The 24,352-nt window shown below is 71.1% G+C and carries 19 protein-coding genes; 10 read left to right on the plus strand and 9 right to left on the minus strand.

Features of this window, described 5'->3' with window-relative positions:
* The first annotated feature begins 72 nt into the window (after positions 1-72).
* Positions 73-705, plus strand: coding sequence for a TetR/AcrR family transcriptional regulator (locus ACFWYW_RS40840; protein WP_379620500.1), 633 nt, complete (start codon positions 73-75; stop codon positions 703-705).
* On the opposite strand, the gene ACFWYW_RS40845 is transcribed toward ACFWYW_RS40840, so the two are convergent.
* On the minus strand, positions 695-2,062 hold the full coding sequence (locus ACFWYW_RS40845; protein WP_379620498.1) for a PucR family transcriptional regulator ligand-binding domain-containing protein: 1,368 nt from the start codon (positions 2,060-2,062) through the stop codon (positions 695-697). The genes ACFWYW_RS40840 and ACFWYW_RS40845 overlap by 11 nt on opposite strands.
* 119 nt (positions 2,063-2,181) lie before the next feature.
* Between ACFWYW_RS40845 and gabT the strand changes: the two genes are divergently transcribed.
* On the plus strand, positions 2,182-3,498 hold the full coding sequence (gene gabT / locus ACFWYW_RS40850; protein ID WP_379620496.1) for a 4-aminobutyrate--2-oxoglutarate transaminase: 1,317 nt from the start codon (positions 2,182-2,184) through the stop codon (positions 3,496-3,498).
* A 177-nt stretch (positions 3,499-3,675) separates the two neighbouring features.
* A complete protein-coding gene (locus ACFWYW_RS40855; protein WP_379620494.1) occupies positions 3,676-3,891 on the plus strand; it encodes a hypothetical protein in 216 nt (71 codons plus the stop codon).
* A gap of 4 nt (positions 3,892-3,895) precedes the next feature.
* Here ACFWYW_RS40855 and ACFWYW_RS40860 read toward each other — a convergent pair whose 3' ends face one another.
* The 4 genes from ACFWYW_RS40860 to ACFWYW_RS40875 all read right to left on the minus strand — a co-directional run bounded on the left by ACFWYW_RS40860 (position 3,896) and on the right by ACFWYW_RS40875 (position 9,220).
* Entirely contained in the window at positions 3,896-5,101 is a 1,206-nt protein-coding gene (locus ACFWYW_RS40860) for a saccharopine dehydrogenase family protein (protein WP_379620492.1), read from the minus strand.
* A gap of 161 nt (positions 5,102-5,262) precedes the next feature.
* Positions 5,263-6,387 carry an extracellular solute-binding protein gene (locus ACFWYW_RS40865; protein WP_379620490.1) on the minus strand — a complete coding sequence of 375 codons (1,125 nt, stop codon included), beginning with the start codon at positions 6,385-6,387 and terminating at the stop codon, positions 5,263-5,265.
* A gap of 66 nt (positions 6,388-6,453) precedes the next feature.
* A complete protein-coding gene (locus ACFWYW_RS40870; RefSeq protein WP_379620488.1) occupies positions 6,454-7,959 on the minus strand; it encodes a CoA-acylating methylmalonate-semialdehyde dehydrogenase in 1,506 nt (501 codons plus the stop codon).
* Positions 7,946-9,220 carry an aspartate aminotransferase family protein gene (locus ACFWYW_RS40875; protein ID WP_379620486.1) on the minus strand — a complete coding sequence of 425 codons (1,275 nt, stop codon included), beginning with the start codon at positions 9,218-9,220 and terminating at the stop codon, positions 7,946-7,948. The genes ACFWYW_RS40870 and ACFWYW_RS40875 overlap by 14 nt, the downstream gene beginning before the upstream one ends.
* A gap of 149 nt (positions 9,221-9,369) precedes the next feature.
* Here ACFWYW_RS40875 and ACFWYW_RS40880 point away from each other — a divergent pair, with 149 nt between their 5' ends.
* Complete coding sequence (locus ACFWYW_RS40880; protein ID WP_379620484.1) at positions 9,370-12,750, plus strand: FHA domain-containing protein; 3,381 nt, start codon at positions 9,370-9,372, stop codon at positions 12,748-12,750.
* Here the strand turns inward: ACFWYW_RS40880 and ACFWYW_RS40885 are convergent.
* Positions 12,723-13,619: a DUF6531 domain-containing protein gene (locus ACFWYW_RS40885; RefSeq protein ID WP_379620482.1), complete on the minus strand. Its 897-nt coding sequence runs from the start codon at positions 13,617-13,619 to the stop codon at positions 12,723-12,725. The two genes, ACFWYW_RS40880 and ACFWYW_RS40885, sit on opposite strands and share 28 nt — an antisense overlap.
* A gap of 238 nt (positions 13,620-13,857) precedes the next feature.
* Between ACFWYW_RS40885 and ACFWYW_RS40890 the strand changes: the two genes are divergently transcribed.
* Entirely contained in the window at positions 13,858-14,562 is a 705-nt protein-coding gene (locus ACFWYW_RS40890; RefSeq protein WP_379620480.1) for an alternative oxidase, read from the plus strand.
* Here ACFWYW_RS40890 and ACFWYW_RS40895 read toward each other — a convergent pair.
* Positions 14,559-16,019, minus strand: coding sequence for an MFS transporter (locus ACFWYW_RS40895; protein ID WP_379620478.1), 1,461 nt, complete (start codon positions 16,017-16,019; stop codon positions 14,559-14,561). The genes ACFWYW_RS40890 and ACFWYW_RS40895 overlap by 4 nt on opposite strands.
* A 55-nt stretch (positions 16,020-16,074) precedes the next feature.
* Here ACFWYW_RS40895 and ACFWYW_RS40900 point away from each other — a divergent pair, with 55 nt between their 5' ends.
* The 4 genes from ACFWYW_RS40900 (at position 16,075) to ACFWYW_RS40915 (ending at position 20,513) form a co-directional block, all read left to right on the plus strand.
* Positions 16,075-16,776, plus strand: a complete 702-nt coding sequence (locus ACFWYW_RS40900; RefSeq protein WP_379620476.1) for a TetR/AcrR family transcriptional regulator — start codon at positions 16,075-16,077, stop codon at positions 16,774-16,776.
* 13 nt (positions 16,777-16,789) lie between these two features.
* A complete protein-coding gene (locus ACFWYW_RS40905; protein WP_379620474.1) occupies positions 16,790-18,397 on the plus strand; it encodes an AMP-binding protein in 1,608 nt (535 codons plus the stop codon).
* A 101-nt stretch (positions 18,398-18,498) separates the two neighbouring features.
* On the plus strand, positions 18,499-20,115 hold the full coding sequence (locus tag ACFWYW_RS40910; RefSeq protein ID WP_379620472.1) for a PucR family transcriptional regulator: 1,617 nt from the start codon (positions 18,499-18,501) through the stop codon (positions 20,113-20,115).
* Positions 20,116-20,138: 23 nt separating this feature from the next.
* Positions 20,139-20,513: a cupin domain-containing protein gene (locus ACFWYW_RS40915; RefSeq protein ID WP_184967307.1), complete on the plus strand. Its 375-nt coding sequence runs from the start codon at positions 20,139-20,141 to the stop codon at positions 20,511-20,513.
* Between the two features lie 286 nt (positions 20,514-20,799).
* Here the strand turns inward: ACFWYW_RS40915 and trpS are convergent, their stop codons facing one another.
* Together trpS and ACFWYW_RS40925 are read right to left on the minus strand one after the other, a co-directional pair.
* A complete protein-coding gene (trpS, locus tag ACFWYW_RS40920) occupies positions 20,800-21,762 on the minus strand; it encodes a tryptophan--tRNA ligase (RefSeq protein WP_379620469.1) in 963 nt (320 codons plus the stop codon).
* A 182-nt stretch (positions 21,763-21,944) separates the two neighbouring features.
* Entirely contained in the window at positions 21,945-22,094 is a 150-nt protein-coding gene (locus ACFWYW_RS40925; RefSeq protein WP_379620467.1) for a hypothetical protein, read from the minus strand.
* 246 nt (positions 22,095-22,340) lie between these two features.
* Between ACFWYW_RS40925 and ACFWYW_RS40930 the strand changes: the two genes are divergently transcribed.
* Positions 22,341-23,813: a phosphodiester glycosidase family protein gene (locus ACFWYW_RS40930; protein WP_379620465.1), complete on the plus strand. Its 1,473-nt coding sequence runs from the start codon at positions 22,341-22,343 to the stop codon at positions 23,811-23,813.
* The last annotated feature ends 539 nt before the right edge of the window (positions 23,814-24,352 follow it).

The raw sequence follows: 24,352 nt of genomic DNA on the forward strand, positions 1-24,352 counted from the left end.
GCCGCCATGGCTAAGTCATCGTGTGCGGGTCTCCAGCGCGGCGGGCCCCCGAGCTAGAAAGGCGTGGGCCCCGTGACCGAGCAGCATGCTTCGGCTCCGCTCGGGCTTCAGGGTGCCTACCTTCTGGGCGAGCGGGCCGGGCAGGACGAGCTGCGTTCGCGCCTGCTCGACGTCGCCGTCGCCCTGCTCGACAGCGACGGCCCGGAAAGCCTGAACATGCGCAGGATCGCCACCGAGGCGGGCTGCACCACCACCGTCATCTACACGATGTTCGGCAACCGGGAGGGCCTGGCCGAGGCGCTTTACCTGGAGGGCTTCGAGCGGTTCCGCCGCTTTCTCGACGCGGTGCCACACCGGCGCGATCCCTTCGAGTACCTCACCGCGCTCGGCCCCGCCTACCGCCAGGCCTGTCATGCCGAGCCCGGCTACTACTCGCTGATGTTCGAGCGTGCCATCCCCGGCTTCGAGCCCAGCGAACGCGCCCGTACGCTGGCCCGCGCGGCGCTCAACATCCTCGACCGGGTGATCTCCGACTGCATCGCCCAGGGCTACCTCATCCCGACCCAGCCCAGGAAGATCGCCGACGCCCTCTGGGCAGCCGCCCAGGGCGCCATCAGCCTGGAGCGGGCGGGTCACCTGCGCGACGGCCGCACCTACGAGGCGGTCACCACGGCCACGATCTGCTGCTACCTGGTCAACAAGTAGCTTCCAGGGCGATCCAGAGCTCCGCGCGCACCCCCGGGTCGTCCAGGTCGCGGCCGAGGAGTTCGGCGACGCGTTTCATCCGGTAGCGCAGGGTGTGGCGGTGGATGCCCAGGCGCTGGGCGGCCGCGTCCCAGTGGCCGTTGCTGGCCAGGTAGGCGCGCAGGGACGCGATGAGGTCGGCGCGGGAGCCGTACTGGCTGAGGGGGGCGAGCAGCGCGGACGAGAACGCCTGGGCGGCGGCGGGATCCAGCAGGGCGAGCAGCCCTTGCCCGGCCAGGTCGGCGAAGCGGACCGGCCTGCCCGTGCTGGCCTGCAGCGCGCGCCGTGCCTGGTCGAGCCCGCCGCGCAGGTCCCGGTACGGGCCCGGTCCGCTCACCCCCACCCTCCCGGCGGCCCGGCCGGCCGCCTCCGCGGTGACCACCGCGACCGCGGCGCCGTCGTGGAGGGCGGTGAAGCCGTGGGGTTCGAGGAGGTCCAGGGCGTCGGGGGCGGCGGCGAGGACCACGACCGGCTCGTCCGGCAGGTGGGCGCCGACCGGGGCCAGCACCGCGCGCGCCGCACCCTCCTGCCCCGCCAGCAGCAGTTCCAGTACGGCGCCGCGCACCCGCCGCTCGGCCTCCCGGTGCGCGCCCCCTTGCTCGACGGCCAGCGTCAGCAGGGAGCCGGCCGCGTTGATCACGGTATGCGTGACAGGGGAGAACGCCTGCCCGGCCCCCACGGCGAAGAACCCGCGCGGCCTGGCCCCGCCGCCGAGCGGCTGCACGACCACCTGCCCGTCGGGCCCCGACATGGCCACACTCGCCGGAAACCGCCCGCCCCGGCGCCGAAGCGCTGACTCCACCTGGTCCGTCCGTGTTCCGGCGGTGGCGTGCAGGATCTCCCCCGTCTCCGACACCAGAGCCGCCCACCCGCCCACCTCCTTGGCCAGCCGGTCGATCACCGCGTGCATCCCCTCGGGCCGGAGCGCCGCCCGGGTCAGGCGTCCCTGGGCGGCGAAGGCACGGGTGATCTCCTCGTACTGCTCGGCGGCCAGCAGTTCGCTGACGGCCTTGCCGATGGCGATGAACGGCGTCTCGCGGGGCACCTCCAGCAGCGGCAGCCCGGCGGCGGCAGCGGCGGCCACCAGCTCGGCCGGAACCTCGTCGTGGGTCAGCCCGACCCCGAACCCCAGCCCCGCGACGCCCCGCTCCACCAGCCGCCCGACATATCCGGGAAAGTCGCCTGCGCTGCTCAGCCGCATCCCCGTGGTCAGCACCAGTTCGGCGCCCTCCAGGAACGGCGTGGGGTCCTCGAGTTCGCTGACCGCGACCCACCGCACGTCCGAGTCCAGCGACCCGGCCAGGGGCCGAAGGCCCATCCGTCGCACCACGGTTCCCAGAGAAGGCGGCATTTTGTCCAGTCCGGCAGATTAAGACCCCTCAAGTGTGACATATCGACGTATCGGCGCAGGTCATCACCCGCCGTACCGTCAAGAGCATGAGCATTCCGCAGGAGCGTCGTCTCGTCACCGCCATCCCGGGGCCGAAGTCCCAGGAACTGCTGGCCCGCAAGCAGGCCGCCGTGCCCCCCGGCATCGGCACCACGCTGCCCGTCTTCGTGACGCGCGCGGGCGGGGGCGTGCTCGAGGACGCCGACGGCAACTCGCTCATCGACTTCGGCTCCGGCATCGCCGTGACCAGCGTCGGCAACGCCGCTCCGCGCGTGGTCGAGCGGGTGAGCAAGCAGGTGGCCGACTTCACCCACACCTGTTTCATGGTCACGCCGTACGAGTCGTACGTGGAGGTCTGCGAGAAGCTCAACCAGGTCACCCCGGGCGAGCACGAGAAGCGCACCTTCCTGGTCAACTCCGGCGCCGAGGCCGTCGAGAACGCCATCAAGGTCGCCCGCTACGCCACCGGCCGCCAGGCCGTCGTGGTGTTCGACCACGGCTACCACGGCCGCACCCTGCTGACGATGACCCTGACGGCCAAGAACATGCCGTACAAGCAGGGCTTCGGCCCCTACGCGCCCGAGGTCTACCGGGTGCCGCTGGCCTATCCGTTCCGCTGGCCCGGCGAGAACCCGGCCGACGAGGCGTACGCCCAGGCCGTGGACATGATCGAGAAGCAGGTCGGCGCCCAGAACGTGGCCGCCGTGGTCATCGAGCCGATCGCCGGAGAGGGCGGCTTCATCGAGCCCGCCAAGGGCTTCCTGCCGAGGATCGCGGAGTACTGCCGCGCCAACGGCATCGTCTTCGTCGCCGACGAGGTGCAGACGGGCTTCGCGCGTACCGGGGACATGTTCGCCTGTGAGGACGAGGGCGTGGTGCCCGACATCATCTGCACCGCCAAGGGCATCGCGGGCGGCCTGCCGCTGGCCGCGGTCACCGGCCGCGCCGAGCTCATGGACAAGGTGCACGTGGGCGGCCTCGGCGGCACGTACGGCGGCAACCCGCTGGCCTGCGAGGCGGCACTCGCCGTACTGGAGACCATCGAGCAGGACGACCTGGTCGCCAAGGCCCGCCGGATCGGCGAGATCATGCTCCCCCGCCTCAGGGCGCTGCAGGAGCGCTTCCCCATCATCGGCGACGTACGCGGACGCGGCGCCATGATCGCCATCGAACTGGTCGAGCCCGGGACGAAGAACCCGAACCCGGCCGCCGTCCAGGAGATCGTCAAGCGCTGCCACGCCGAAGGCCTGGTCATCCTCACGGCCGGAACCTACGGCAACGTGCTGCGTTTCCTGCCGCCGCTGGTCATGCCCGAGCACCTGCTGGAGGAGGGCCTCGGCATCCTGGAAAAGGCGTTCTCCTAGAAGAACCCCCACAGAACGGGCCATCCACCTTGATGGGGATGGCCCTGTTTTGTTGGTGTACCGCACGCCACCCGGCAGTGATTTCACCTGAGCTTGACGCTGTGCTAGCCGATCGGCGGAGCGACCGGGGCTATAACGGATCCGGTATAGGGGTGGGCGAACGCCTGGGGGAGAGTGATGGACTGGGGTTCGATGCCGACGTTCGACCCTGACGGCCTGAGCTGGGCCCAGCGTGACGGGGACGCCTGCGTGGTCTGCCACAAGAGGTGGCCGCGTCCCCGGGTGCGGGTGGGCCGCTTCCCCGACGACACCGCCGTGCTGGCCTGCCACGACTGCGCGGAGGCGCTGCGGCCCGCGCCGCTGGCCACCGTGGTGGCCTTCCGGGCCCGATGAGGCCTCAGGCCGCCTGACGCATCCCCCACGGCGAGCCGTACTCCGTGAGCAGGTCGAGGAACGGCACCGCGTCGAACGCCTCGGGACCGAGCACGCCCGTCCCCTTCCAGGCGCCGCCGGCCAGCAGTTCCAGCGCGACGACCGGGTGGATGGCGGTCTGCCAGACGACGGCCTGCGAGCCGTACTCGCGCATCGACCACTCGTTGTCCACCACGTGGTACAGGTACACCTCGCGCGGCGCGCCGTCCTTGCCCGTGCCCTTCACCCACGTCCCCGCGCAGGTCTTGCCGCGCATGCGCGAGCCCAGCGTGGCCGGGTCGGGCAGGCTCGCGGCCACGAGGTCGCGCGGCGCGACCTCGGCCGTGCCCACCCTCACCTTGTCGGCGCTGTCGAGCCCCAGCTTGTGCAGGGTCTTGAGCACGCCGATGAACTCCTCGCCGAGCCCGTACTTGAACGTCACCCGCCGCGCGTCGATCCAGCGCGGCACGAGCAGCACCTCTTCGTGCTCGACGTTGACGCACTCGACCGGCCCGATGCCCTCGGGGAAGTCGAACACCTCCGGCTCGCTGAACGGCTCGGTCGTGCGCCATTCGCCGTCCTCCCAGACGACGGGCGGATTGAGGCACTCCTCGATCGTGGTCCAGATCGAGAACGTCGGCGCGAAGTCGTAACCGTCCACGACCAGGTTGGAGCCGTCCCGCACGCCGATCTCGTCGATGCGCGCGAACAGGTGGTCGGCGGCATAGCGGGCGAACACGTCGGCCAGCCCCGGCTCCACCCCCATCCCGACCAGCGCGAGCTGCCCGCTCTCGCGCCAGCGCGGGTCGAGCTCGAACTGCCGGTCGCCGAGCTTCACCCCCGTCTTGCTGTACGGCTCGCGCGGATGCGGCTGCGACAGCGACATCGCCATGTCGAGGTAGTGCGCCCCGGCCTCCAGCGCCGCCTCGAACAGCGGCATCGTGAAGCGCGGATCGACGGCGTTGAACAGCACGTCGCAGTCGTGGGCCCGCAGCGCCTCGGCGACCTGGGCCCGGTCGGCGGCGTCGAGCTGGATGGCGCTGAACCGGGCGTCGTCGACCTGGGCGACCGCTCGCGCGGCCCGGTCCTGTTTGGAGTCGGCCACCACGATGTGTTGGAAGAAATCTCGGCGGGCCGCGATGGGCACGACAGCGGATCCGACGCCTCCGGCGCCGACAAGGAGGATTCTCATGCCCGAACTCTTTCACTGACTGGCTATTCAGTCAATTGCAGGGGCAAAAAGGGAGGCGTCCCGGGTCGGGGGGAACGCCCGGGACGCCTCAGGCAGGCGATGCCCAGCGGGGGGACGGGCACGCCCGCAGCATGTGCGAGCGGGCCCCCGACATCACCCGCTCAGCTCACAAGATCGGTCCACCTGTCTTCCCAGGTGTCGTAGTCAGTGCATTCCCGCTCCTGCGGACGGCAATCCCCCGGTGGCCGAACGGCAAAGGCGATCCGGTCGAACCGCGACTTCTTGCCCACCCCGTACGCCTCGCAGACCCGCCTGGCCTTCCCCTTGCACGCCTTGTCGTTGGCCGGGGCCAGCCCTGCCCACGCCGCCGCGGCACGCTGCGTATCGGCCGAAGCCGTCCAGCTCAGCCACCGGTAGGCGCAGTCGAGATTCGCCCCGGACGCGCCCAGCATCCACGAGTCCACCCACCCCGTGCTCCGCGCGGACGGCACCGTCTTCACCGGCTTGCCCGCCGTCTGCAACACCAGCCGCAGGTACGGCGTGGCCTGCGCGAAGTCCAGCCGCCCAGTCGCGAACCCGGTCACCACGTCCAGCGGGTCGTCCCAGTAGACGCGCTCGTCCTGCCGCCCGAGCATCTCCATCGCCTTGTCCAGCTCGGCCTCGGTCAGCGAGAACGGACTGCCGGACTTCCCGGCCGCCAGAGCCGCGTCCGCGATCGTCAGCGGGTCGTCCCTGAACGCCGCCTTGGGCGAGGCGAAGACCTGGTCCATGCCGGGCGCCTTGATCCGGCTCGCGTCGTAGAGGTACTCGTGAGAGCCCCACAGGTACGGCACGCCGTACACCTTGCCGCCGGAGGTGGTGAGGTCGCGCAGCGACTTGCCCAGCTCGGCGTACCCGTCGACCTTGGCCAGCTCGATCGGCAGCACCTGCTTGTCCGCGATGAGGCTCCCGGCCAGCCCGGGACCGGCCGAGACCACGTCGTAGGGGCGTTCCCTGAGCCGGGTGGCCATCTCCCCGGGGGTCTGGACCTGGTCGAGCCTGGCGATGCGGCAGCCGGTGGCCTTCTCGAAGGTGCCGGTCCAGTTGACCTTGGGGCTCGTGCCGCCGTACTCGGCGTAGCCGCGGTAGGTGAGGATCTGGAGCGTGCCGTCGCTCTGGGTGGGGGTGGGCGTCGGCTTGGCGGTGGACGGAGTGGGTTTGGGGATGGGGTTCGCCTGTGCGGCACCTGCCGAGGACACCACCACGGCCAGCGCCGCCAGCGCCAGGGCGGGTGTGCGGCGGTTCAACAGGATGCCCCCTTCTCGTTGCGGTCTGCGCTGGAGTTTACCCGGGCAGACCGCAACGGGAGGGTGTCACCTGTTCGTCGGGAAGCCCAGGTTCACGCCGCCGTGGGACGGGTCGAGCCAGCGCGAGGTGACGACCTTGCCGCGGGTGTAGAAGTGCACGCCCTCGGTGCCGTGCACGTGCGTGTCGCCGAACAACGACGACTTCCAGCCGCCGAAGCTGTAGAACGCCATCGGCACCGGGATCGGCACGTTGATGCCGACCATGCCGACCTCCACCTCGTTCTGGAAGCGCCGCGCGGCGCCGCCGTCGTTGGTGAAGACGGCGGTGCCGTTGCCGAACTCGAGCCCGTTGATCAGCTCAAGCCCCTCCTCGTAGGAGGAGACGCGCACGATCGACAGCACCGGGCCGAAGATCTCCTCGGTGTGGACCCGCGAACCGGCGGGAACGTTGTCGAGCACGGTCGGGCCGAGCCAGAATCCGGGCGTCTCGGCCGCCGGCGTGCCGCCGAGCACCTCCGTCCGCCGCCCGTCCACGACCAGCGTGGCGCCCTCGGAGACGCCGAGGTCCAGGTAGGAGGCGACCTTGTCGCGGTGCGGACCGGTAACCAGCGGGCCCATCTCCGAGCGCGGGTCGTCGCCGGGGCCGATCACGAGCTTGTCCACCCGCTCGACGATCTTCTTGACCAGGTCGTCGCCGACCGGGTCCACGGCCAGCACGACCGAGATCGCCATGCAGCGCTCGCCCGCCGAGCCGAACCCGGCCGAGACCGCCGAGTCGGCCACCAGGTCGAGGTCGGCGTCGGGCAGCACCAGCATGTGGTTCTTGGCCCCGCCCAGCGCCTGGACGCGCTTGCCGTGCGCGGTGCCGGTCTCGTAGACGTAGCGGGCGATCGGCGTGGAGCCGACGAACGAGACCGCCTTCACGTCCGGGTGCTCCAGCAGCCGGTCGACGGCGGCCTTGTCGCCCTGGACGACGTTGAAGACGCCGTCGGGCAGCCCGGCCTCCTGCCACAGCCGCGCCATCAGCAGCGAGGCCGACGGGTCCTTCTCCGACGGCTTGAGGATGAAGGCGTTCCCGCACGCGATCGCGATCGGGTACATCCACATCGGCACCATCGCCGGGAAGTTGAACGGCGTGATCCCCGCCACGACGCCGAGCGGCTGCCGGATCGAGTAGGAGTCGACCCGGGTCGAGACGCCCTCGGAGAAGCCGCCCTTGAGCAGGTGCGGGATGCCGCAGGCGAACTCCACGACCTCCAGGCCGCGCGACACCTCGCCGAGCGCGTCGGAGTGCACCTTGCCGTGCTCGGCGGAGATGAGCGCCGCGATCTCGTCACGGTGGGCGTACATCAGCTCGCGGAAGCGGAACAGCACCTGCGACCGCTTGACCAGCGAGGAGTCACGCCAGGCCGGGAAGGCCGCGAGGGCCGCGGCGACCGCCGCGTCCACGTCCGCGGCCGTGGCCATCGCGACGGTCCCGCTGACCTCGCCGGTCGCCGGGTTGTAGATCTCCTGGGTACGGCTGCCGCCGTCGGCGAGCGCGCCGTTGATCCAGTGCTTAACGGACTTCATCGTTGATGGTCTCCAGAGCGTCGACGATGATGCCCAGGCCTTCGGCGGCCTCGTCCATCGTCAGGGTGAGCGGCGGGGCCATGCGGATGGCGGTGCCGTACAGGCCGCCCTTGCCCGCGAGCAGGCCCGCCTGCTTGGTGAGCTCCATGAAGCGGCCGGTCATCGCGGGCTCGGCCAGCTCGATGGCGAACATCAGGCCCTTGCCGCGCACGCCGGTGACGATCGGCAGCCGCTCGGCGGCCGCGCGCAGCCCGTCGATGATGTGCGCTCCGGTGCGGGCGGCGTTGGCCTGCAGGTCGTGGTCGAGTACGTAGTCGAGGGTGGCGTTGGCGGCGGCCATGGAGATCGGGTTGCCGCCGAAGGTGGACAGGCCGACCGCGTGCAGGCCGTCCATGAGGTCGCCGCGGGCGACGAGGCCGCCGACGGCGAAGCCGTTGCCGAGGCCCTTGGCGAACGTCATCATGTCGGGCGTCACGCCGTGGTTCTGGATGCCGAAGAACGCGCTGCCGGTGCGCCCCCAGCCGGTCTGCACCTCGTCGGAGATGAGCAGGATGCCCTCCTCGTCGAGCACCTCCTTGTAGGCGGCGAACAGCCCGTCGGGCGCCATCGTGAAGCCGCCGACGCCCTGGATCGGCTCGGCGATCAGCGCGGCGACGTCCTTGGAGACGCCGGTGGCCAGCACGTGGCGCAGGTCTTCGACGCACACCTTGATGTAGTCGGCGTCCGACAGGCCCTTGAACTGCGACAGGTGCCGGTCGGCGCCGTGCAGGAAGTGCACGTTGAGCGGCGAGAGCGAGTTGTTCTTCCAGGTGCGGTTGCTGGTGACGCTGACCGCGCCGAAGCTGCGGCCGTGGTAGCTCTGGCGCATGGCCAGGACCTGGTCGCTCTTGCGGGCGTAGGTGGCCAGGAGGAGGGCGGTCTCGTTGGCCTCGGTGCCGGAGTTGGTGAAGAAGACCTTCGCGTCGGGGATGCCGGAGAGCCGGGCGATCTTCTCGGCCAGCTCGACCTGGCCGCGCAGCAGGTAGACGGTGCTCGTGTGGACGACACCGGTGGCCAGTTGCCGCTCGACGGCCTCGCGTACCTCGGGGACGTCGTATCCGATCATGTTGGTCAGGATGCCGACGAAGAAGTCCAGGTAGCTTTTGCCGTCGCTGTCGACGACGCGGCTGCCCTTGCCGCTGACAATCTCGATGGGCTCGTGGTAATTGAGGGCCAACCAGTTGGGCATCACTGCCCGGTGGCGCGCGAGAAGCTCCGACATGTTCCGAGTATCGCCGCATTCCGGAGCACCTTACACCTGCAACATGTCGGAGTGCAGGCCGGATGCCTTACATGTCGTAACCCTGCGGAAGCCGGGACAGAAGGGCACTTCGCGAGGCACGCTTGAGGTCCCCGCCCTGCGAGGGTTCGATGATCATACGACTGACCGTCCGCGACCCCGAACTGACCGCCGAGCACGACCTCGAAGTGGCGGCCGAGCCGGGCACGAAGCTCTCGACACTGCTCGGCGCGCTGCCGCCGCGGCCCTGCTACGCCGGTTCCGCCAAGCTCGATCCCGAGGCCACCTTCGCCGACGGGCCGCTGGTGTCCGGAATGGTGGTCGGCGTGGGCGAGCCGGCCCGCGACGAGCGGGCCAGACCCGCGGGGGCCACCGGCGGTCTGCGGGTGGTCGGCGGCCCCGACGCCGGGCGGCTCGTCTGGCTCTCGCCCGGCGCGCACGTCGTGGGCAGGGATCGCGACGCCGCCGTCCGCCTCGTGCGCGACCACCGGGTCTCCCGGCTCCACGTCCGCCTTGAGGTGAGCGTGACCGGCGAGCTCACCGTCACCGACCTGGGCTCCACCAACGGCACGCTGGTGGGGGGCGAGCAGGTGAGCGGCTCGGCCCCGCTGCGGCCGGGTGAGGTTCTCCAGGTGGGCGACGATCTGCTGCGCTGGGTGCCGTTGCCGGCCGCCCGGCCGCATGCCGTACGCGGGGCCGACGGCATGATCGCCTTCGACCGCGCGCTCGCCCGCCGGGAGCAGGGAACGGCATCCGATCACGTGCCCGACGAGCTGGACCTGACCCTGGCCGCGCTGCGGGAGGGACCGGGGCTGTGGTCGCGCGACGCCGCCTCCCCCGACGGGCTCATGCTCCGGGTGGGGGTCACGGGTGAGCCCGCCGTACCGGCTGCCGTGGACCTGCGGGAGGCCGGCGTGCTCGGCGTCGTGGGGCCGCGCCCGCCGGCCGACGGGCTGGTGCGCTGGCTGCTGGTGCAGCTCGCCACCCTGCGCGCCCCCGCCGAGCTGCGGCTGGTGATCCTGGCCGAGGAGGGCGGCGAACATCTGGCCTGGACGCGCTGGCTGCCGCACCTGCGCGGCGGCGGGCGGGTGCCGTGCCTGATCGGTACCACCGAGGAGACGCGGGCCGAGCGCGTGGCCGAACTCCTGGCGCTGATCGCCGACCCGCCGGAGGGCGAGGAGGTGGTCGTGCTGCTCGACGGCGCGCGCTCGCTGCGGGAACTGCCGGGCCTGCGCGAGGTGCTGCGCGACGGCCCCGCCGCCGGCGTGTACACGATCTGCGCCGATCGCCGCGGCATGAGCGAGTGCCGGGCCATCTGCGAGCTCGACGGCACCGACCTGCTGCTCACCCGGCCTGGCGACGGCCTGCCCGCGCCGATCCGGCCCGAGTACGTGGACACGGAGTCGGCCGAGCGCATCGCCCGCGCGCTGGCGCCGCTGCGCGACCGCGCCGAGCCCGACTCGCCCGCGCGGCTGCTGGACCTGCTCGGCATGCAGACGCCCGCCGTGCGCTGGTCGGACGCGCCGGTGACCAAGGTGGTGGTCGGCGCGGCGGTGGCCGGGACCGTCAGCGTGGACGTCGCCGCCGAGTCCCGCCTGCGCCTGGGCGGCGCCGGGCCGGACCTCGCGCGCGCCCTCGTCGCCGCGCTGCTCCTGGCCAATCCGCCGGACGCGCTCGCCCTCGTCCTGGTCGGCGAGAGCCTGCGCCCGTTCGCGACCTGCCCGCACGTGACCGGGTGGTTCCCGGCCTGGGAGCCGCGCATGAGCACGGCCCTGACGGCCGAGGCGCAGCGGCGCACCGCGCTCCTGGCCGCGCACGCCGCCCCGCCGCCCCGCCTGGTGGTGATCGCCGAGGAGGACCACGCGCCACCGCAGCCGGTGGAGAACGCCCAGCTCGGCATGCACCTGGTGCTGGTCACGGCGCTCACCTCCCGCAGCCGCGGCCTCGGCATGATCATGCGGCCGGGCGGCCAGCCACACCTGTTCAGGACCGGCGGGCTCGGCGACCCTCCGCCCGCGTGGGGCGCTCCCGCCCGCGTGCGTGTGGTGTCCTGGGCCGAGCTCGGCGACCCCCGCCCCGCCGATCCGCCCGCCGGCATGCCCACCGACCTGGAGTCCACCCTCGCGGCGATCCTCGGCGCGGCCGAGCGCCGCGGCACCCGGCCGCCGTTCCGCCCCATCCCGCCGCCGCTCCCCGAGCTCCTCCACGATCCGGTACGGCTACCGCATCCCCCCGCGCCGCGTAACACCCAGGTGGTGCCCTACGGCCTGGCCGACGACCCCGCCCACCAGGCCCAGCCCGTGGCGGCGTTCGACCTGCGCGGCACGGACCGGCTGCTGGTAGCGGGCCGCGCCGGATCCGGCCGTACCACCTTCGCCCGCACGCTCATCAGCGCCCTGACCCGGCACCCCGCCTGGATCTACGCGATCGAGGACAAGCCCGGCGAGCTGGCCGCCTACACCGCCCACTGCGGAGCCGTCGTCTCCCGCGGAGAGCCGGACCGGATCCGCCGCGTCATCACCTGGCTCGCGGGCGAGGCCGAGCGCCGCCTGGCCGCCGGGCCGGGCGATCCGGTGATCGTCCTGGTGGTCGACGGCTGGGAGCGCTTCGAGCGGCCCGACGCGCGATCGCTGATGAGAATCCTGCGCCGCCTGGTCACCAGGGGCCCGGCGGCCGGCATCCACACGGTCGCCGCGGGCCGGCGCGACAACGTGCTGTTCTCCCGCCGGCTGCTACTCGGGCACGGGCCGCCGGGCAGGGCGGCCGACGCGGCCACCGGCCAGGTGGTCCAGATCGCCGTCCCGGCGCCGCCGCGCACGCCGTTGACGGCCGCGCGGCCGTTCCCGCCGGTGCCGGGCAGCGTGGAGCCGGGCGAGCTCGGCCTGGTCACGGGACTCGCGATCGGCGTGGGCGGACAGGACGTGACCACGATCGGCCTGGACCCGCTCGGCGCCGGGCCGCACGCCGTCCTGGTCTCCGGCCCGCCGGGCTCCGGCCGCAGCGGCGCCGCGCTCCTGCTGGCCGGGGCCCTGCTGGAGCGGGGCGTGGACGTCCTGGTGATCGCCCCGCCCGGCTCGCCCGTCGCGGCGCTGGCCGGGGCGCGGGTCCTCACCGGCACGGCCTTCGCCGACGGGGAACTGCGCGCGGCGGTGGCGGGGCGGCAGCGGTTCGCCGTGGTGGTGGACGACTTCGACCAGGTGACCGTCACCGCCGCCGACCGGCCCACACTCCTCGACGAGACCGCCTCCAGCCTGGGCGCGCACGTCCTGGTCCTGGCGGGAGACGCCACGCCGATCCTGGAGGGACGGCCGCACCCACTGGCGCCGGTCGTGACCGAGGTGTTCAGGTCCGGCGCCCGCATCGTGCTGAACCCCCGCGACCGGGCCGCCGCGCTGATCCACGGGCTCGTGCTGGAGAACGACGAGCACGTCCCCGGTCCGCCGGGGCGCGGCTACCTGTCGGTGTCCGGGCGGACCGTGCTGGTTCAGCTCGCGCGGGGGTCGAGTGCGTAGTCGATGCGCTCGACAAGCTGCGACAGCCCGTCGTACAGGTAGACGGTGTGGTTGCCGTCGGCGTCCCTGACCGAGGTGCCGCGTGACTCGTACTCCAGCGTGAGCTCCTGGGGGCCGGACGCGTGTACGCACCGGCCGAGGGCGTCGTAGGTGTAGGTGTAGGCGAGCCGCTGGCCGTCGTCCCATTCGGTGACGCGGCCGGCCCGGTCGTACGCGAAGTGCCGCACCAGTCCCGGGCAGGCGGCTTCCGTCAGGTTGCCCGCCCGGTCGTAGGTGTAGGCGGCCAGGAGCTCGTTGCGCCGCCGGATCGCGACGACGCGGCCCGCGGCGGTCTCGACGTCCAGGGCGCGGCCCGCGGCGTTCACCACCTCGGCCGGGGCGCCGTCCGGGCCGTGGCGCAGCTCGATCCGGCCGCCGTCAGGACCGTCCACCGCGGTCAACGGAAGGCGGTCGCCGGCGCCGGTGTAGTGCGTGGTCAGGCCGGTGCCGGGGTCGGTGACGGCGTAGCCGTACCGGATCCTGCTCAGGCGGGCGCGCCCGGCGCGCTCGCCCGGCGGCGGGCAGGCGGCCACGGACCCGTCGCCGGGATGCGGGAACAGGCGCGCGGCGCCGTCGGCGGCGAACACGTGCACGCCGTCGGCGTGAACCTCCGCCCGCTGGTCGAAGGTGGAGGTCCACGCCGGGCCGAACCACCGTCCGTCCCCGTGACCGGACCGGTGCACGCGCCGCAGTTCCAGCGCGGGCGGTCCGGGCAGGTCCAGGTCGTGCTGCGGCAGGATCACCGTGCCGGTCGCGTAGTGGATCGGTCCGGCGTGTGCGGACGCGCGGTCCGATCCAGCCCCCGATGCGACCGCCTCCCGCACACCCATGGACCATCCCCCCAGAACGGAATTCGGCTGCCCCGTTGTACGCACCCCGCCCACCCGGCGGTTCAATTCCCGAGCAAGATTTTTCCGGGCCCCCTAGGGGGAATCCCGTGCACCTGTCGGTGTACGCCGCCGCCACCCACTACCGCGGCTGAGGCACGGCAAGAGCCGCCTGCGGGCCGACGACCGGAAGGGGGCCGATCACCCACTATCGGATCATCACCACGAACAAGGAGATCCGATGACGAACACCGCCACGCTTACCCGCCCTGACGTCCACCCCGGCCCGCCGAAGCTCGACCGCGACCAGTTGCGCCGCGCCCAGCAGGAGACGCTGGACACCCCGCGCATGAAGTACAGCCTGCTGGCCAAGATGATGTTCAAGCCGGTCGACATCATGTACGGCAAGGAAGGCTCGTTCACCAAGTTCGCCATGCTCGAGATCATCGCCCGCGTGCCGTACCAGGCGTGGGAGCGCATGGGCTACTGGGCGGTCCACCGTCACCGCACCCGCTCCGGGCTGGCCAGACGGGTCTTCGAGCGGATCGTCGAGGCCCGCTCCGACCAGGACAACGAGCAGTTCCACCTGCTGATCATGGAAGACCTGATCGACCGGCAGGGGCTCAAGCGCAACTGGCTGCTGCACCGCGCGGCGCCGTGGCTGATCGCGCTGTTCTACTACCACGTCTCGTGGATGCTGTTCCTGGTCAGGCCCGACTGGAGCTACCGGCTGAACGCCGAGTTCGAGGACCACGCCGAGCACGAGTACATGACGTTCGTGGCCGAGAACCCGGACCTGGAGTTCGTGCCCGACCCCGGCACCTACGCCGACGAGTACGGCCGCTACCGCTCGGTGGCCGACCTGCTGCGCCAGATCGGCCACGACGAGCGGGTGCACAAGCTCGACAGCCTGGAGAACATGCGCGAGCCGCGCATGGCGGCCTAACCGATGGCCGCCTCGACGGACTGCTCCGCCCGCTTGGGAGCGGGCGTACGCAGGACCGCGAGCGCGAGCACGGCGGCCAGGAGGCAGAAGACCGCACCGATCCAGGATCCGACGTGCATCGCGGTGGTGAAGGCCTCGCGGGCGGGGCCTTCCCAGCCGCCCATCCTGAGCGCCTCGCCGATCGACGCCCTGGCCTGGGCGGGCGCGCTCTCCGGCATCGCGGAGGTGTACACCCCGGCCAGGACGCTGCCGAGCACGGCGATGCTGAGGGCCATGCCGACCTGCTGGACGGTGTCGTTCATGGCCGAGCCGACACCGGCGTGCTCCACCGGGATCGCGCCCATGAGCGTCGCGTAGGCCGCGGGACCGGCCAGGCCGCCGCCGATGCCCATGACCACGAGGCCGGCCAGCATGGGCCCGTACCCGGTGGTGACCGCGAGGATGACGAACCCGGCGGCGAGCACGAGCAGCCCCGAGGAGATGAGCGCCCGGTTGCTCACCCGCTGCCCCAGAGCCGCGCCGGCCGCGTTGAAGACGGTCGCCGCGATCACGTACGGCACCAGCGCCAGCCCCGCCTGCATGGCCCCGTACCCGAGGACGAACTGCAGATACTGCGTGAGCATGAGCATCAGCGCGCCCGCCCCGAAGGACATGAGCAGGATCGAGAAGGAAGCGCCGCTGAAGTTGCGCTGCCTGAACAGTTCCAGCGGCATCATCGGATGGTCGGAGCGCCGCTCCCAGACGAAGAAGGCGGCGAGCGCGAGCACGGCCAGGGCGATCGCGACGACGTTCCACTCCCGCTCGATGATGACGTAGACGGCCGAGGTGAGGCCGACGACGGACAGGACCACGCCGACCGGGTCGATCTTGCGGGCCGGGGCCTTCGACTCGGGCATGAGGACGATCGCGGCGATGATCGCCAGCACCGCGATCGGCACGTTGATGAGGAAGACCGAGGCCCAGCCCCAGTTCTCCAGCATGAGGCCGCCCAGCGTGGGCCCGGCCACGACGCCGATCATCGACGTGGCGCCCCAGGCGGCCATGGCCTTGCGGCGTTCCTCCGCGTCGAAGACGGTGATGAGGATGGACAGGGTCGAGGGCATGAGCACCGATCCGCCGACGCCCATGAGCGTCCGCATCGCGATGAGGTGCCACGGCTCGCTCACCAGGATCGCGAGGGCGGAGGCGCCGCCGAACAACGTGAGGCCGATGACCAGCATCTTCCTGCGGCCGAAACGGTCGGACAGGCTTCCGGCGGTGAGCAGCAACCCGGCGAAGACCAGCACGTAGGCGTCCAGGATCCACTGGATCTCGGAGGGCGTCGCGCCCAGATCCCGCACGAGGGTCGGGATGGCCAGGTTCAGCACGGTCCCGTCGACGGCCAGCACGAGCGTGGCCAGGCAGAGTACAGCGAGAGTCCACCAGCGGCGGGGGTCTCGCACAGTGTTCGATTCCACTCGCACACTGTACGACACTTCTCGCACAGTGTGCGAGAGCATTTATCCTGGAGTGGTGACCAAGCAGTTCACCTCCGTCTGGACCCGCGAACCACGCTCGCCGAGGTCCTCGCCCGGCCTGAGCCGCGAGCAGATCGTCCGCGCCGCCCTGGAACTCCTCGACGCCGAAGGCACCGACGGTCTCAGCATGCGCAAGCTGGGCGCCAAGCTCGACGCCGGGGCGACCAGCATCTACTGGTACGTCGCCAACAAGGACGAGCTCATGGAGCTCGCCTACGACGAGATCTGGGCGGACATGGAGGTGGCCGACCCGGACCAGATCAGCTGGCGCTACTCCGCCGCCACGTTCGGCAAGGGCATGCGGCAGGCCATCCTCCGGCATCCCTGGGCGGCCCGCCTCATCGGCCGCCTGCCGGCCATCGGCCCCAACGCGCTGCGCGTCACCGACCGGCTGCGCAAGGCCTTCACCCAGGCGGGCTTCAGAGGCCTGGAGATCGACTACGCGGCGAGCACCCTCACCAGCTACGTCTTCGGTATGACGATCCCCGAGGCGGTCTGGAACGAGTACATCAACGAGCGGCAGCCCGACATGGACGGCATGCGCCAGGCCGTGGTGGCCGCGGTGGCCGGCTACCCGGAGATGCAGGCACTCGTCAAGGACATGCAGGCCCACGACCCCCAGGAGATCCGCGCGATGAGTTTCGACTTCGGCCTGTACACGGTGCTCGACGGTCTTGAGGCGCGCCTGGTCACGTAGCAGGATTCCGGTCATGAGCGATTTCCGAGCCGCGCGCGACCTGCTGCTCCAGTCCGACTACGACACCGCCCGCCGCGACTTCCGCTGGCCCGACCTTCCGGAGTTCAACTGGGCGCTGGACTGGTTCGACGGCGTACTGGCGGCCGAGTCGCCGGACGCGGTCGCCCTGAACATCGTCGGCAAGGTCTCCTATACCTTCGCCGAGCTGTCAGAACGCTCCAACCGGGTGGCCAACGGGCTGCGCTCGGCCGGGGTACGGCGCGGCGACCGGATCCTGCTCATGCTGGGCAACCAGGCGGAGCTGTGGGAGTCGATGCTGGCCGCGATCAAGCTGGGCGCGGTCGTCATCCCGGCCACCACGCTGCTGACCGCCAAGGACGTCGAGGAGCGGGTCGCCCGGGGCGGCGTGGCGCATGTCATCGCCAATGCCGCCGACGCGGAGAAGTTCACCGGCGAGGCGTACACGAAGATCTCCGTCGGCGCGGCCGACGGCTGGCGGACCTACTCCTACGGCGAGCCGGACTTCACCCCCGACGGGCCGACGCTCGCGAGCGACACCATGCTGCTCTACTTCACCTCGGGCACGACCTCGCAGCCCAAACTGGTCGAGCACACGCACGCCTCCTACCCGGCCGGGCACCTGTCCACGATGTTCTGGATCGGGCTGCGGCCCGGCGACGTGCACCTCAACATCTCCTCGCCGGGCTGGGCCAAGCACGCCTGGAGCAACGTCTTCGCGCCGTGGAACGCGGGGGCGACCGTGCTGGTCCACGACTACCAGCGTTTCTCCGCGCAGGCGCTGCTCGAAGTGCTGCGTGACGAGCGGGTGACGACGTTCTGCGCGCCGCCGACGGTGTGGCGCATGCTCATCCAGGAGGACCTCGCCGCGTGGCAGCTCTCCCTGCGTACGGCCGTCGCCGCGGGCGAGCCGCTCAACCCGGAGATCATCGACCAGGTCGCCAAGGCGTGGGGCCTGACCATCCGCGACGGCTACGGCCAGACCGAGACGACCGCCCAGATCGGCAACGTACCCGGCGTACCGGTCAAGCCCGGCTCGATGGGCCGCGCGCTGCCCGGCTACGACGTGGTCCTGCTCGACCCGGTCACTGGCGAGCCGGGCGCCGACGGCGAGATCTGCCTGCCCCTGGACGAGCGCCGCCCGCTCGGCCTGATGACCCGCTACGTCGGCCAGGACCCGGGCACCGCCGACGGCTACTACCACACCGGCGACGTGGCCACCCGGGACGCCGACGGCTACATCACCTATGTCGGGCGCACCGACGACGTGTTCAAGGCCTCGGACTATCGCATCTCGCCGTTCGAGCTGGAGAGCGTGCTGCTGGAGCACGAAGCGGTCGCGGAGGCCGCGGTGGTGCCCGCCCCCGATCCGGTACGGCTGGCCGTACCGAAGGCCTATGTGACCCTCGCGCCCGGGTACGAGCCGACGGAGGAGACCGCACGGGCGATCTTCGAGCACTCGCGGCGGGAACTGGCGCCCTACAAGCGGATCAGGCGGCTGGAGTTCGGCGAGCTGCCCAAGACGATCTCCGGCAAGATCCGCCGGGTCGAGCTGCGCGAGCAGGCGGCGGATCGGGAGTTCACCGAGGAGTCCTTCCGTTAACCGCCTGACGGACAAATCCCAGGAAGAGCACCATTTCCCCTATAGCATCTTGTAAGGGTCCAGGTGTCCATAATTACAGGCTGATCGGATAGGCTCGGGCCGTGCTGCCCACTCTCGCCGATGTCCTGGCCTTGGAGACCGTACGCCGGGGGAACCCGCGTGTGGTCGCCGGGGCCGATCGGCTCGACACCAAGGTGCGGTGGGTGCACGTCGGGGAGATCGCCGACATCGCGCACCTGCTGCGCGGCGGCGAACTCGTCCTCACCACGGGCGTGGCCCTGCCCGACGACCCCGAGAAGCTCGCCGACTACATCGCCGAGCTCGCCCAGGTCGGCGCGTCGGGGCTGGTCGTCGAGCTCGGCCGCCGGTTCGTCCGCGAACTGCCCCGAGCCGTGATCAAGTCCGCCGAGGAGCACGGGCTGCCGGTGATCGTGCTGACCCGCGAGACGCCGTTCGTGCAGATCACCGAGTCGGTGCACGCCTGGATCATCGACAACCAGCTGGAGGAGCTGCGCGCCTCCGAGCAGCTGCACGAGGTGTTCACCGAGCTGTCGGTCGAAGGCGCCTCGCCGGCCGACGTGCTCGCCCAGGTCGCGCGGCTGTCGAACCGGCCCGTTCTCCTGGAGAACCTCGCCCACCAGGTGCTCGCCTGCGAGTCCGCCGGCCGCGACATCGGCGCGCTGCTCGCCGGCTGGGAGACCAGGTCGCGCGCCGTGGCCCCCGCCGACCGGACCGCCTACGACCCCGCCTCCGGCTGGCTGGTCACCACCGTCGGCGCCCGCGGCCAGGACTGGGGCCGGCTGATCCTGCTCTGCGACGTACCGCCGGGACCGCGCGACATGGTGCTGGCCGAACGCGCCGCCACCACCCTCGCCCTCGGCCGCCTCCTCGAACGCCACCAGGAATCCCTCGAACGCCAGGCCCACGGCACGATCATCACCGGCATCCTCACCCACGCCTACTCCGACCCCGACGAGGCCGCCGCCCGCGCCCGCGCCGTCGGCGTCCCGCTCACCGGCCGCAAGCTGATCAGCGTCGTCATCCGGCCGACCGAACCCGTCGACCAGGCACTCGACGGCCAGGCCCAGCTCGGCGAACTGGCCGAGGCCACCGCCGCCGCCTGCCGCGACGCCCGGCTGCCCGCGCTGGTCGGCGCCCTCGACCAGGACCGGGTCGGCGTCCTGCTGCCGCTGCCGCCGCGTACCCACGCGGAACCCGCGCTGACCACGCTCGCCGACCGGCTGCGCATGCTGTGGAAGCCCGGCTCCGCCTTCGTCCTCGCGGCGGGTTCCGTCGTCGAGTCGATCCGCGACGTGCGGCGCAGCTTTTTAGAGGCCGAACAGGTGGCCGACGTCGCCGTGCGCCAGCCCGACGGCCGCGCCTACTACCGGCTGCCCGATCTGCGCCTGCGCGGCCTGCTCCACCTGCTGCGCGACGACGCCAGAATGCAGACCTTCGCCGAACGCGAACTCGGCGCGCTCCTGGCCCACGACGCCCAGCGCGGCGGCGACCTCACCAGAATCCTGCGCATCTACCTGGACGCCGGCCGCAACAAGGCGGTCGCCGCCCAGAAGGCCCACCTGTCCAGGCCCGCGTTCTACGATCGGCTGCGCCGGCTGGAGCGCATCCTGGACACCGACCTGGACGATGTCGAGTCGTGCCTGTCGCTGCACGTGGCGTTGCTGGCGCTGGAGTCATTCCGTCGCGAGAATCGCTGAAGCAAACCGGACCAAGGACGTTCATGCCTGACCTCTTCGTGCCCGAGCCCGCCGCACTGGGCCCCATGCTCGCCACCGCGGGCGCGTTCGCCGTCCCCGTCCACGAGGTACGGCTGACGCCCGACGAACTCCACCCCGACCAGATCGTCGCCGGCGACCCCGCCACCTCCTCCATGGACCTCGGCAACGGACGCGGCATCTGGGAGATCACACCCGGCGTGGTCACCGACGTGGAGACGGACGAGATGTTCGTGGTGCTGTCGGGGCGGGCGACGATCGCGGTCGAGGGCGGAACCACGATCGAGGTGGGGCCGGGGGATGTGGCATTGCTGGCAGACGGCGCGAAGACCACGTGGATCGTCCACGAAACCCTCCGCAAGGTCTACCAATCCCGCTAACCCACCAGACTCCCCACCCCTTCCCACCTCCCGGCCCAGCTCCGAGCCTGACCCCCAAGCCACCCCCAGGCCCGGCCCCCTGGCCACCCTCGCGCCACCTCCCCGCCCAGCACCTCGGACCAACTCCCGGCTGACGCCCCTTGCCACCTCCCGCGACATCACCCCTTAGCCGCCCTTCGCACCTTTGCCCTGATTGCCGCCTTCCACCGCCGGCAAGGGGGATTCCGGCGGCCTTCACCGCCGGTGGGCGTTTACCCTCAGGGTTTCGGACAGGGCGGAGGGTCCTTCAGAAGCCCATGGCCTGCCGTACCTCCTCAAGGGTGTGGGTAGCGCGCTCGCGGGCCGTGGCGTTGCCCTCGCGCAGGACCGCCCGCACGGCCCCCTCGTCCAGGTCGGCGCGGCGCTTCCTGATCGGGCGCAGGAAGTCGTTGACCGCGTCCGTGGTGACGGACTTGAGGCGGGCGGCGCCGCCGTCCCCGATCTCCTCGGCGAGTTCCCGCGGCGGGCGGTCCAGGCACAGCCCGGCCAGCGTGAGCAGGCCAGAAACCCCCGGCCGCCGTTCCTCGTCGAACGTGATACGGCGGTCGGCGTCGGTGACCGCGCGGCGGATCAGCGCGGCCGTCTCGTCCTCGGTGGCCTTGAGCGGGATGGAGTTGCCCCGGCTCTTGCTCATCTTGCCGCCGTCGAGCCCCTTGAGGCTGGGCTGCGCGCCCATCATCGCCTCCGGGATGGGAAAAACTATCCCATACCGCTCGTTGAAGCGCCGCGCCACGAGCCGCGTCACCTCCACGTGCGGCAACTGGTCCCGGCCGACCGGCACCAGCGTGCCCTTGCAGAACAGGATGTCGGCCGCCTGATGCACCGGATAGGTGAACATCAGCCCACTCACCGCGCTCTGCGAACTGTGCAGGATCTCGTCCTTGACTGTCGGGTTCCGCTGCAGTTCGGCCATCGACACCAGGCTCAGGAACGGCAGCAGCAACTGGTTCAGCTCCGGCACCGCGCTGTGCTGGAAGATCGTCACCTTGGCCGGGTCGAGCCCGATCGCGAGATAGTCGAGCAGCAACTCCGTGATGTTGCGCTGGATCTCCCCGGGCAGGTCACGGTCGGTGATCACCTGATAGTCGGCGACGAGCACGTACATCCGGTGCCGATGCTGCAACTCCACCCGATTGGCGAGCGAGCCGAAGTAGTGACCGAGATGGAGCGGACCGGTCGGCCGATCGCCGGTCAACACGACGTGGTTCATTCTGGGATTCCTTTCCGGACGTCCCCAGACACCACAAAAGGCCGTCCTGGGGACGGCCTTTTCGCATGCGAAGGTCAGCGGCCGCCGGGCGGCCGCCACCACATGCTGATTCGGGTCATGACTCCATTGTAGGCGCAAGCCGTACAGGACCCAGATTCTGTACGGCTTGCGCCGGCTCGTGACTACCTGCGGTGATCGTGCGACATGTCGGCGTGGATGGTGTCGTCTGCGCAGATGTACAGATCCCACCGACGGGGACGCGCCACGAACGCGCCCAGGATGAAGCCCAGAACGACGCTCGCGAAGATCACAAGGAGGATGCTCAGCCCCATAACGGCTGCCTCTCGGGGAAAGTTCGTGCCGCTCGAAATACGGCCTACCGAAAGGTAACCCCGGCCGGTCCTGTGGCGCAGCAGAATCCCATGTACTCCCCCATATTGACCATTCAATCGCCGCAGGCATGGGCCCTTTCGCTAGTTGCTGATGTCAATCTCGTAACCACGGGCGTGTTCCCACACCCCGGCCAAGCGGGAGCGCCAGGATAGTCCGGATTGTTATCGGCACCCTGGAGTCTTTTGATGTCTCGACGCACCCTCGTCGTCGGCCTGTCCCTGGCCACCGCGATCACGGCTGCCACCGTGCCAGTCGCCGCCAAGGAGCTGGCGGTGACGTTCCCCTCCTCCAAGTTCCCCTTGGGAACGGCCACCGTACCGACCAAGACGCAGAAAGCGGTCGCCGGTGGCATCGACATGTACAAGGTCCGGGCCGGCACCGCCACCCAGGGCTACAGCGTCAGCGTGATCATGCCCAGCGGCCGCGACTACGGCACCCGCGCGACCGCCGATGCCAAGGCCGCCGAGGTCGAGGCTGCCGGCCAGATCCCCAGCGTCCAGCAGTTCATCCGCCCCGCCGTGGCCGACGCCCCGGCCCAGGAGATCTTCATGGTCCGGGTCGGCCTCTGGTCCTTGCAGGACAAGAAGAAGGCGGAAGAGACCGTCAAGGCCCTGAAGGACGCGGGCATCAAGTCCAAGGTCGACTACCTCGGCGACGACGGCGTCGACACGACCGGCCCGTGGAACATGAACGTCCTCATGATCGACGCAAAGAAGTTCCGCGGCTCGTACGGCGCCAGCCTCGGCACCAGCGTCGCCAAGCGCGAGACGACCTCCGCCATGGCCAAGGCGGCAGGCGCCCTGGCCGCGATCAACGGCGGCTTCTTCAACATCCACGCCTCGAAGGCGCTGCGCGGAGACCCCCTCGGCGCTTCGGTGGTGGCGGGCAAGCTCCTGAGCGAACCCGTCCCCGGCCGCGCCGCCATCGTCCTGAGAGGCCGCAAGGCCAGCATCACCGAGCTGAAGTCCACCATCACCGCCGTGTCCCAGGACGGCCAGGCCCTCAACGTCAACGGCATCAACCGCCCCACCGCGGTCGACGAACTAGTCCTCTACACGGAGGAATGGGGCGCCAAGACCCCCGCCGACGGCGGCACCGACGTCGTCCTGGACGCCAACGGCAAGGTGGTCGCCGTACGCGCCGCAGGCGCCGCGGTCCCGGCCGGCCACCGAGTCCTGCACGGTGCGGGCGCGGCGGCCGAATGGCTGGGCCAGCACGCCATGGACGGCTGGACCGTCAAGATCGACACCAAGCTGGTGGACCTGCGCACCGGCAAGCGCCTGGCCCTCACCCCCAACCTGAACGTGGTCGCCGGCGGCGTCGGCCTCGTCCGCAACGGCCGGGTCAAGGTCATGGCCAAGCGCGACGGGCACGACTCGGTCAACATGATCCTCCGCCGGCACCCGCGTACCCTCGCCGGCGTCACCAGAAACGGCAGCCTGATCCTCGCCACCGTGGACGGCCGCAAGCCCGGCGAGACCGTGGGGGCCAACATGGTGGAGGCAGCCCAGCTGATGCGCTGGCTGGGCGCCGTCCAGGCAATCAACCTGGACGGGGGCGGGTCTACGGCGATGGTCGTAAAGAACAAGGTAGTCAACAAGCCTTCGGACGGCGCCGAACGAGCCGTGGGCGACGCCCTGCTAGTCCTCCCCAAGTAGCCAGAAGGGGGGCGCCCAACCACCCACCGGGCGCCCCGCACCCCCGCTCCAACCCAGCAACACACGAGCCACGCGGGGACGTGCCTTGGTAGCCCGTCCACGTTGCGCCGAACACGCCCGCTCAGCCTTTCACCGCACCGACGCTAGACCAGCGGCGTGACAGAGCTGAGCGCCGTGCGCGTTGCGCCGTTCACGTCCGCGCGGGGTTCTCGCCGCACCGGCGCTCGACAAGCGTGGAGGAGGGCGACGCGGATAGGAGGCGGGCGGGGAGGCGAGGCGGGCGGGGAGGGGCTGCAAGCCCTCGCCGGTGCAGAGTGGGAGGCGGTAAGCCCCCGCCGGTGCAGGGTGGGGGCGGTGAGCCGTCGCCAGCGCCTCGGGAAACCCAGCGCCTCCGGGGGAACGCGAAAAAGGGGCCACCCCAGCGACGGCGGGACAGCCCCTTCGGAACGCGAAAAAGAAGAAGGGGCCCGACCAGCCGGTCGGGCCCCTTCTCCTCTTGCATGTTTTGTGCGGCGGTGACCTACTCTCCCACACCCTCC

The organism is Nonomuraea sp. NPDC059023, assembly GCF_042740095.1.
In the GTDB taxonomy this organism is placed as follows: domain Bacteria; phylum Actinomycetota; class Actinomycetes; order Streptosporangiales; family Streptosporangiaceae; genus Nonomuraea.

Coding starts and splice junctions, on each gene's coding strand:
- trpS (WP_379620469.1), bottom strand. CDS start 21,762: ATGAACCACGTCGTGTTGACCGGCGATCGGCCGACCGGTCCGCTCCAT.
- ACFWYW_RS40880 (WP_379620484.1), top strand. CDS start 9,370: ATGATCATACGACTGACCGTCCGCGACCCCGAACTGACCGCCGAGCAC.
- ACFWYW_RS40915 (WP_184967307.1), top strand. CDS start 20,139: ATGCCTGACCTCTTCGTGCCCGAGCCCGCCGCACTGGGCCCCATGCTC.
- ACFWYW_RS40855 (WP_379620494.1), top strand. CDS start 3,676: ATGGACTGGGGTTCGATGCCGACGTTCGACCCTGACGGCCTGAGCTGG.
- ACFWYW_RS40885 (WP_379620482.1), bottom strand. CDS start 13,619: ATGGGTGTGCGGGAGGCGGTCGCATCGGGGGCTGGATCGGACCGCGCG.
- ACFWYW_RS40870 (WP_379620488.1), bottom strand. CDS start 7,959: ATGAAGTCCGTTAAGCACTGGATCAACGGCGCGCTCGCCGACGGCGGC.
- ACFWYW_RS40845 (WP_379620498.1), bottom strand. CDS start 2,062: ATGGGCCTTCGGCCCCTGGCCGGGTCGCTGGACTCGGACGTGCGGTGG.
- ACFWYW_RS40925 (WP_379620467.1), bottom strand. CDS start 22,094: ATGGGGCTGAGCATCCTCCTTGTGATCTTCGCGAGCGTCGTTCTGGGC.
- ACFWYW_RS40930 (WP_379620465.1), top strand. CDS start 22,341: ATGTCTCGACGCACCCTCGTCGTCGGCCTGTCCCTGGCCACCGCGATC.
- ACFWYW_RS40905 (WP_379620474.1), top strand. CDS start 16,790: ATGAGCGATTTCCGAGCCGCGCGCGACCTGCTGCTCCAGTCCGACTAC.
- ACFWYW_RS40875 (WP_379620486.1), bottom strand. CDS start 9,220: ATGTCGGAGCTTCTCGCGCGCCACCGGGCAGTGATGCCCAACTGGTTG.
- ACFWYW_RS40860 (WP_379620492.1), bottom strand. CDS start 5,101: ATGAGAATCCTCCTTGTCGGCGCCGGAGGCGTCGGATCCGCTGTCGTG.
- ACFWYW_RS40890 (WP_379620480.1), top strand. CDS start 13,858: ATGACGAACACCGCCACGCTTACCCGCCCTGACGTCCACCCCGGCCCG.
- gabT (WP_379620496.1), top strand. CDS start 2,182: ATGAGCATTCCGCAGGAGCGTCGTCTCGTCACCGCCATCCCGGGGCCG.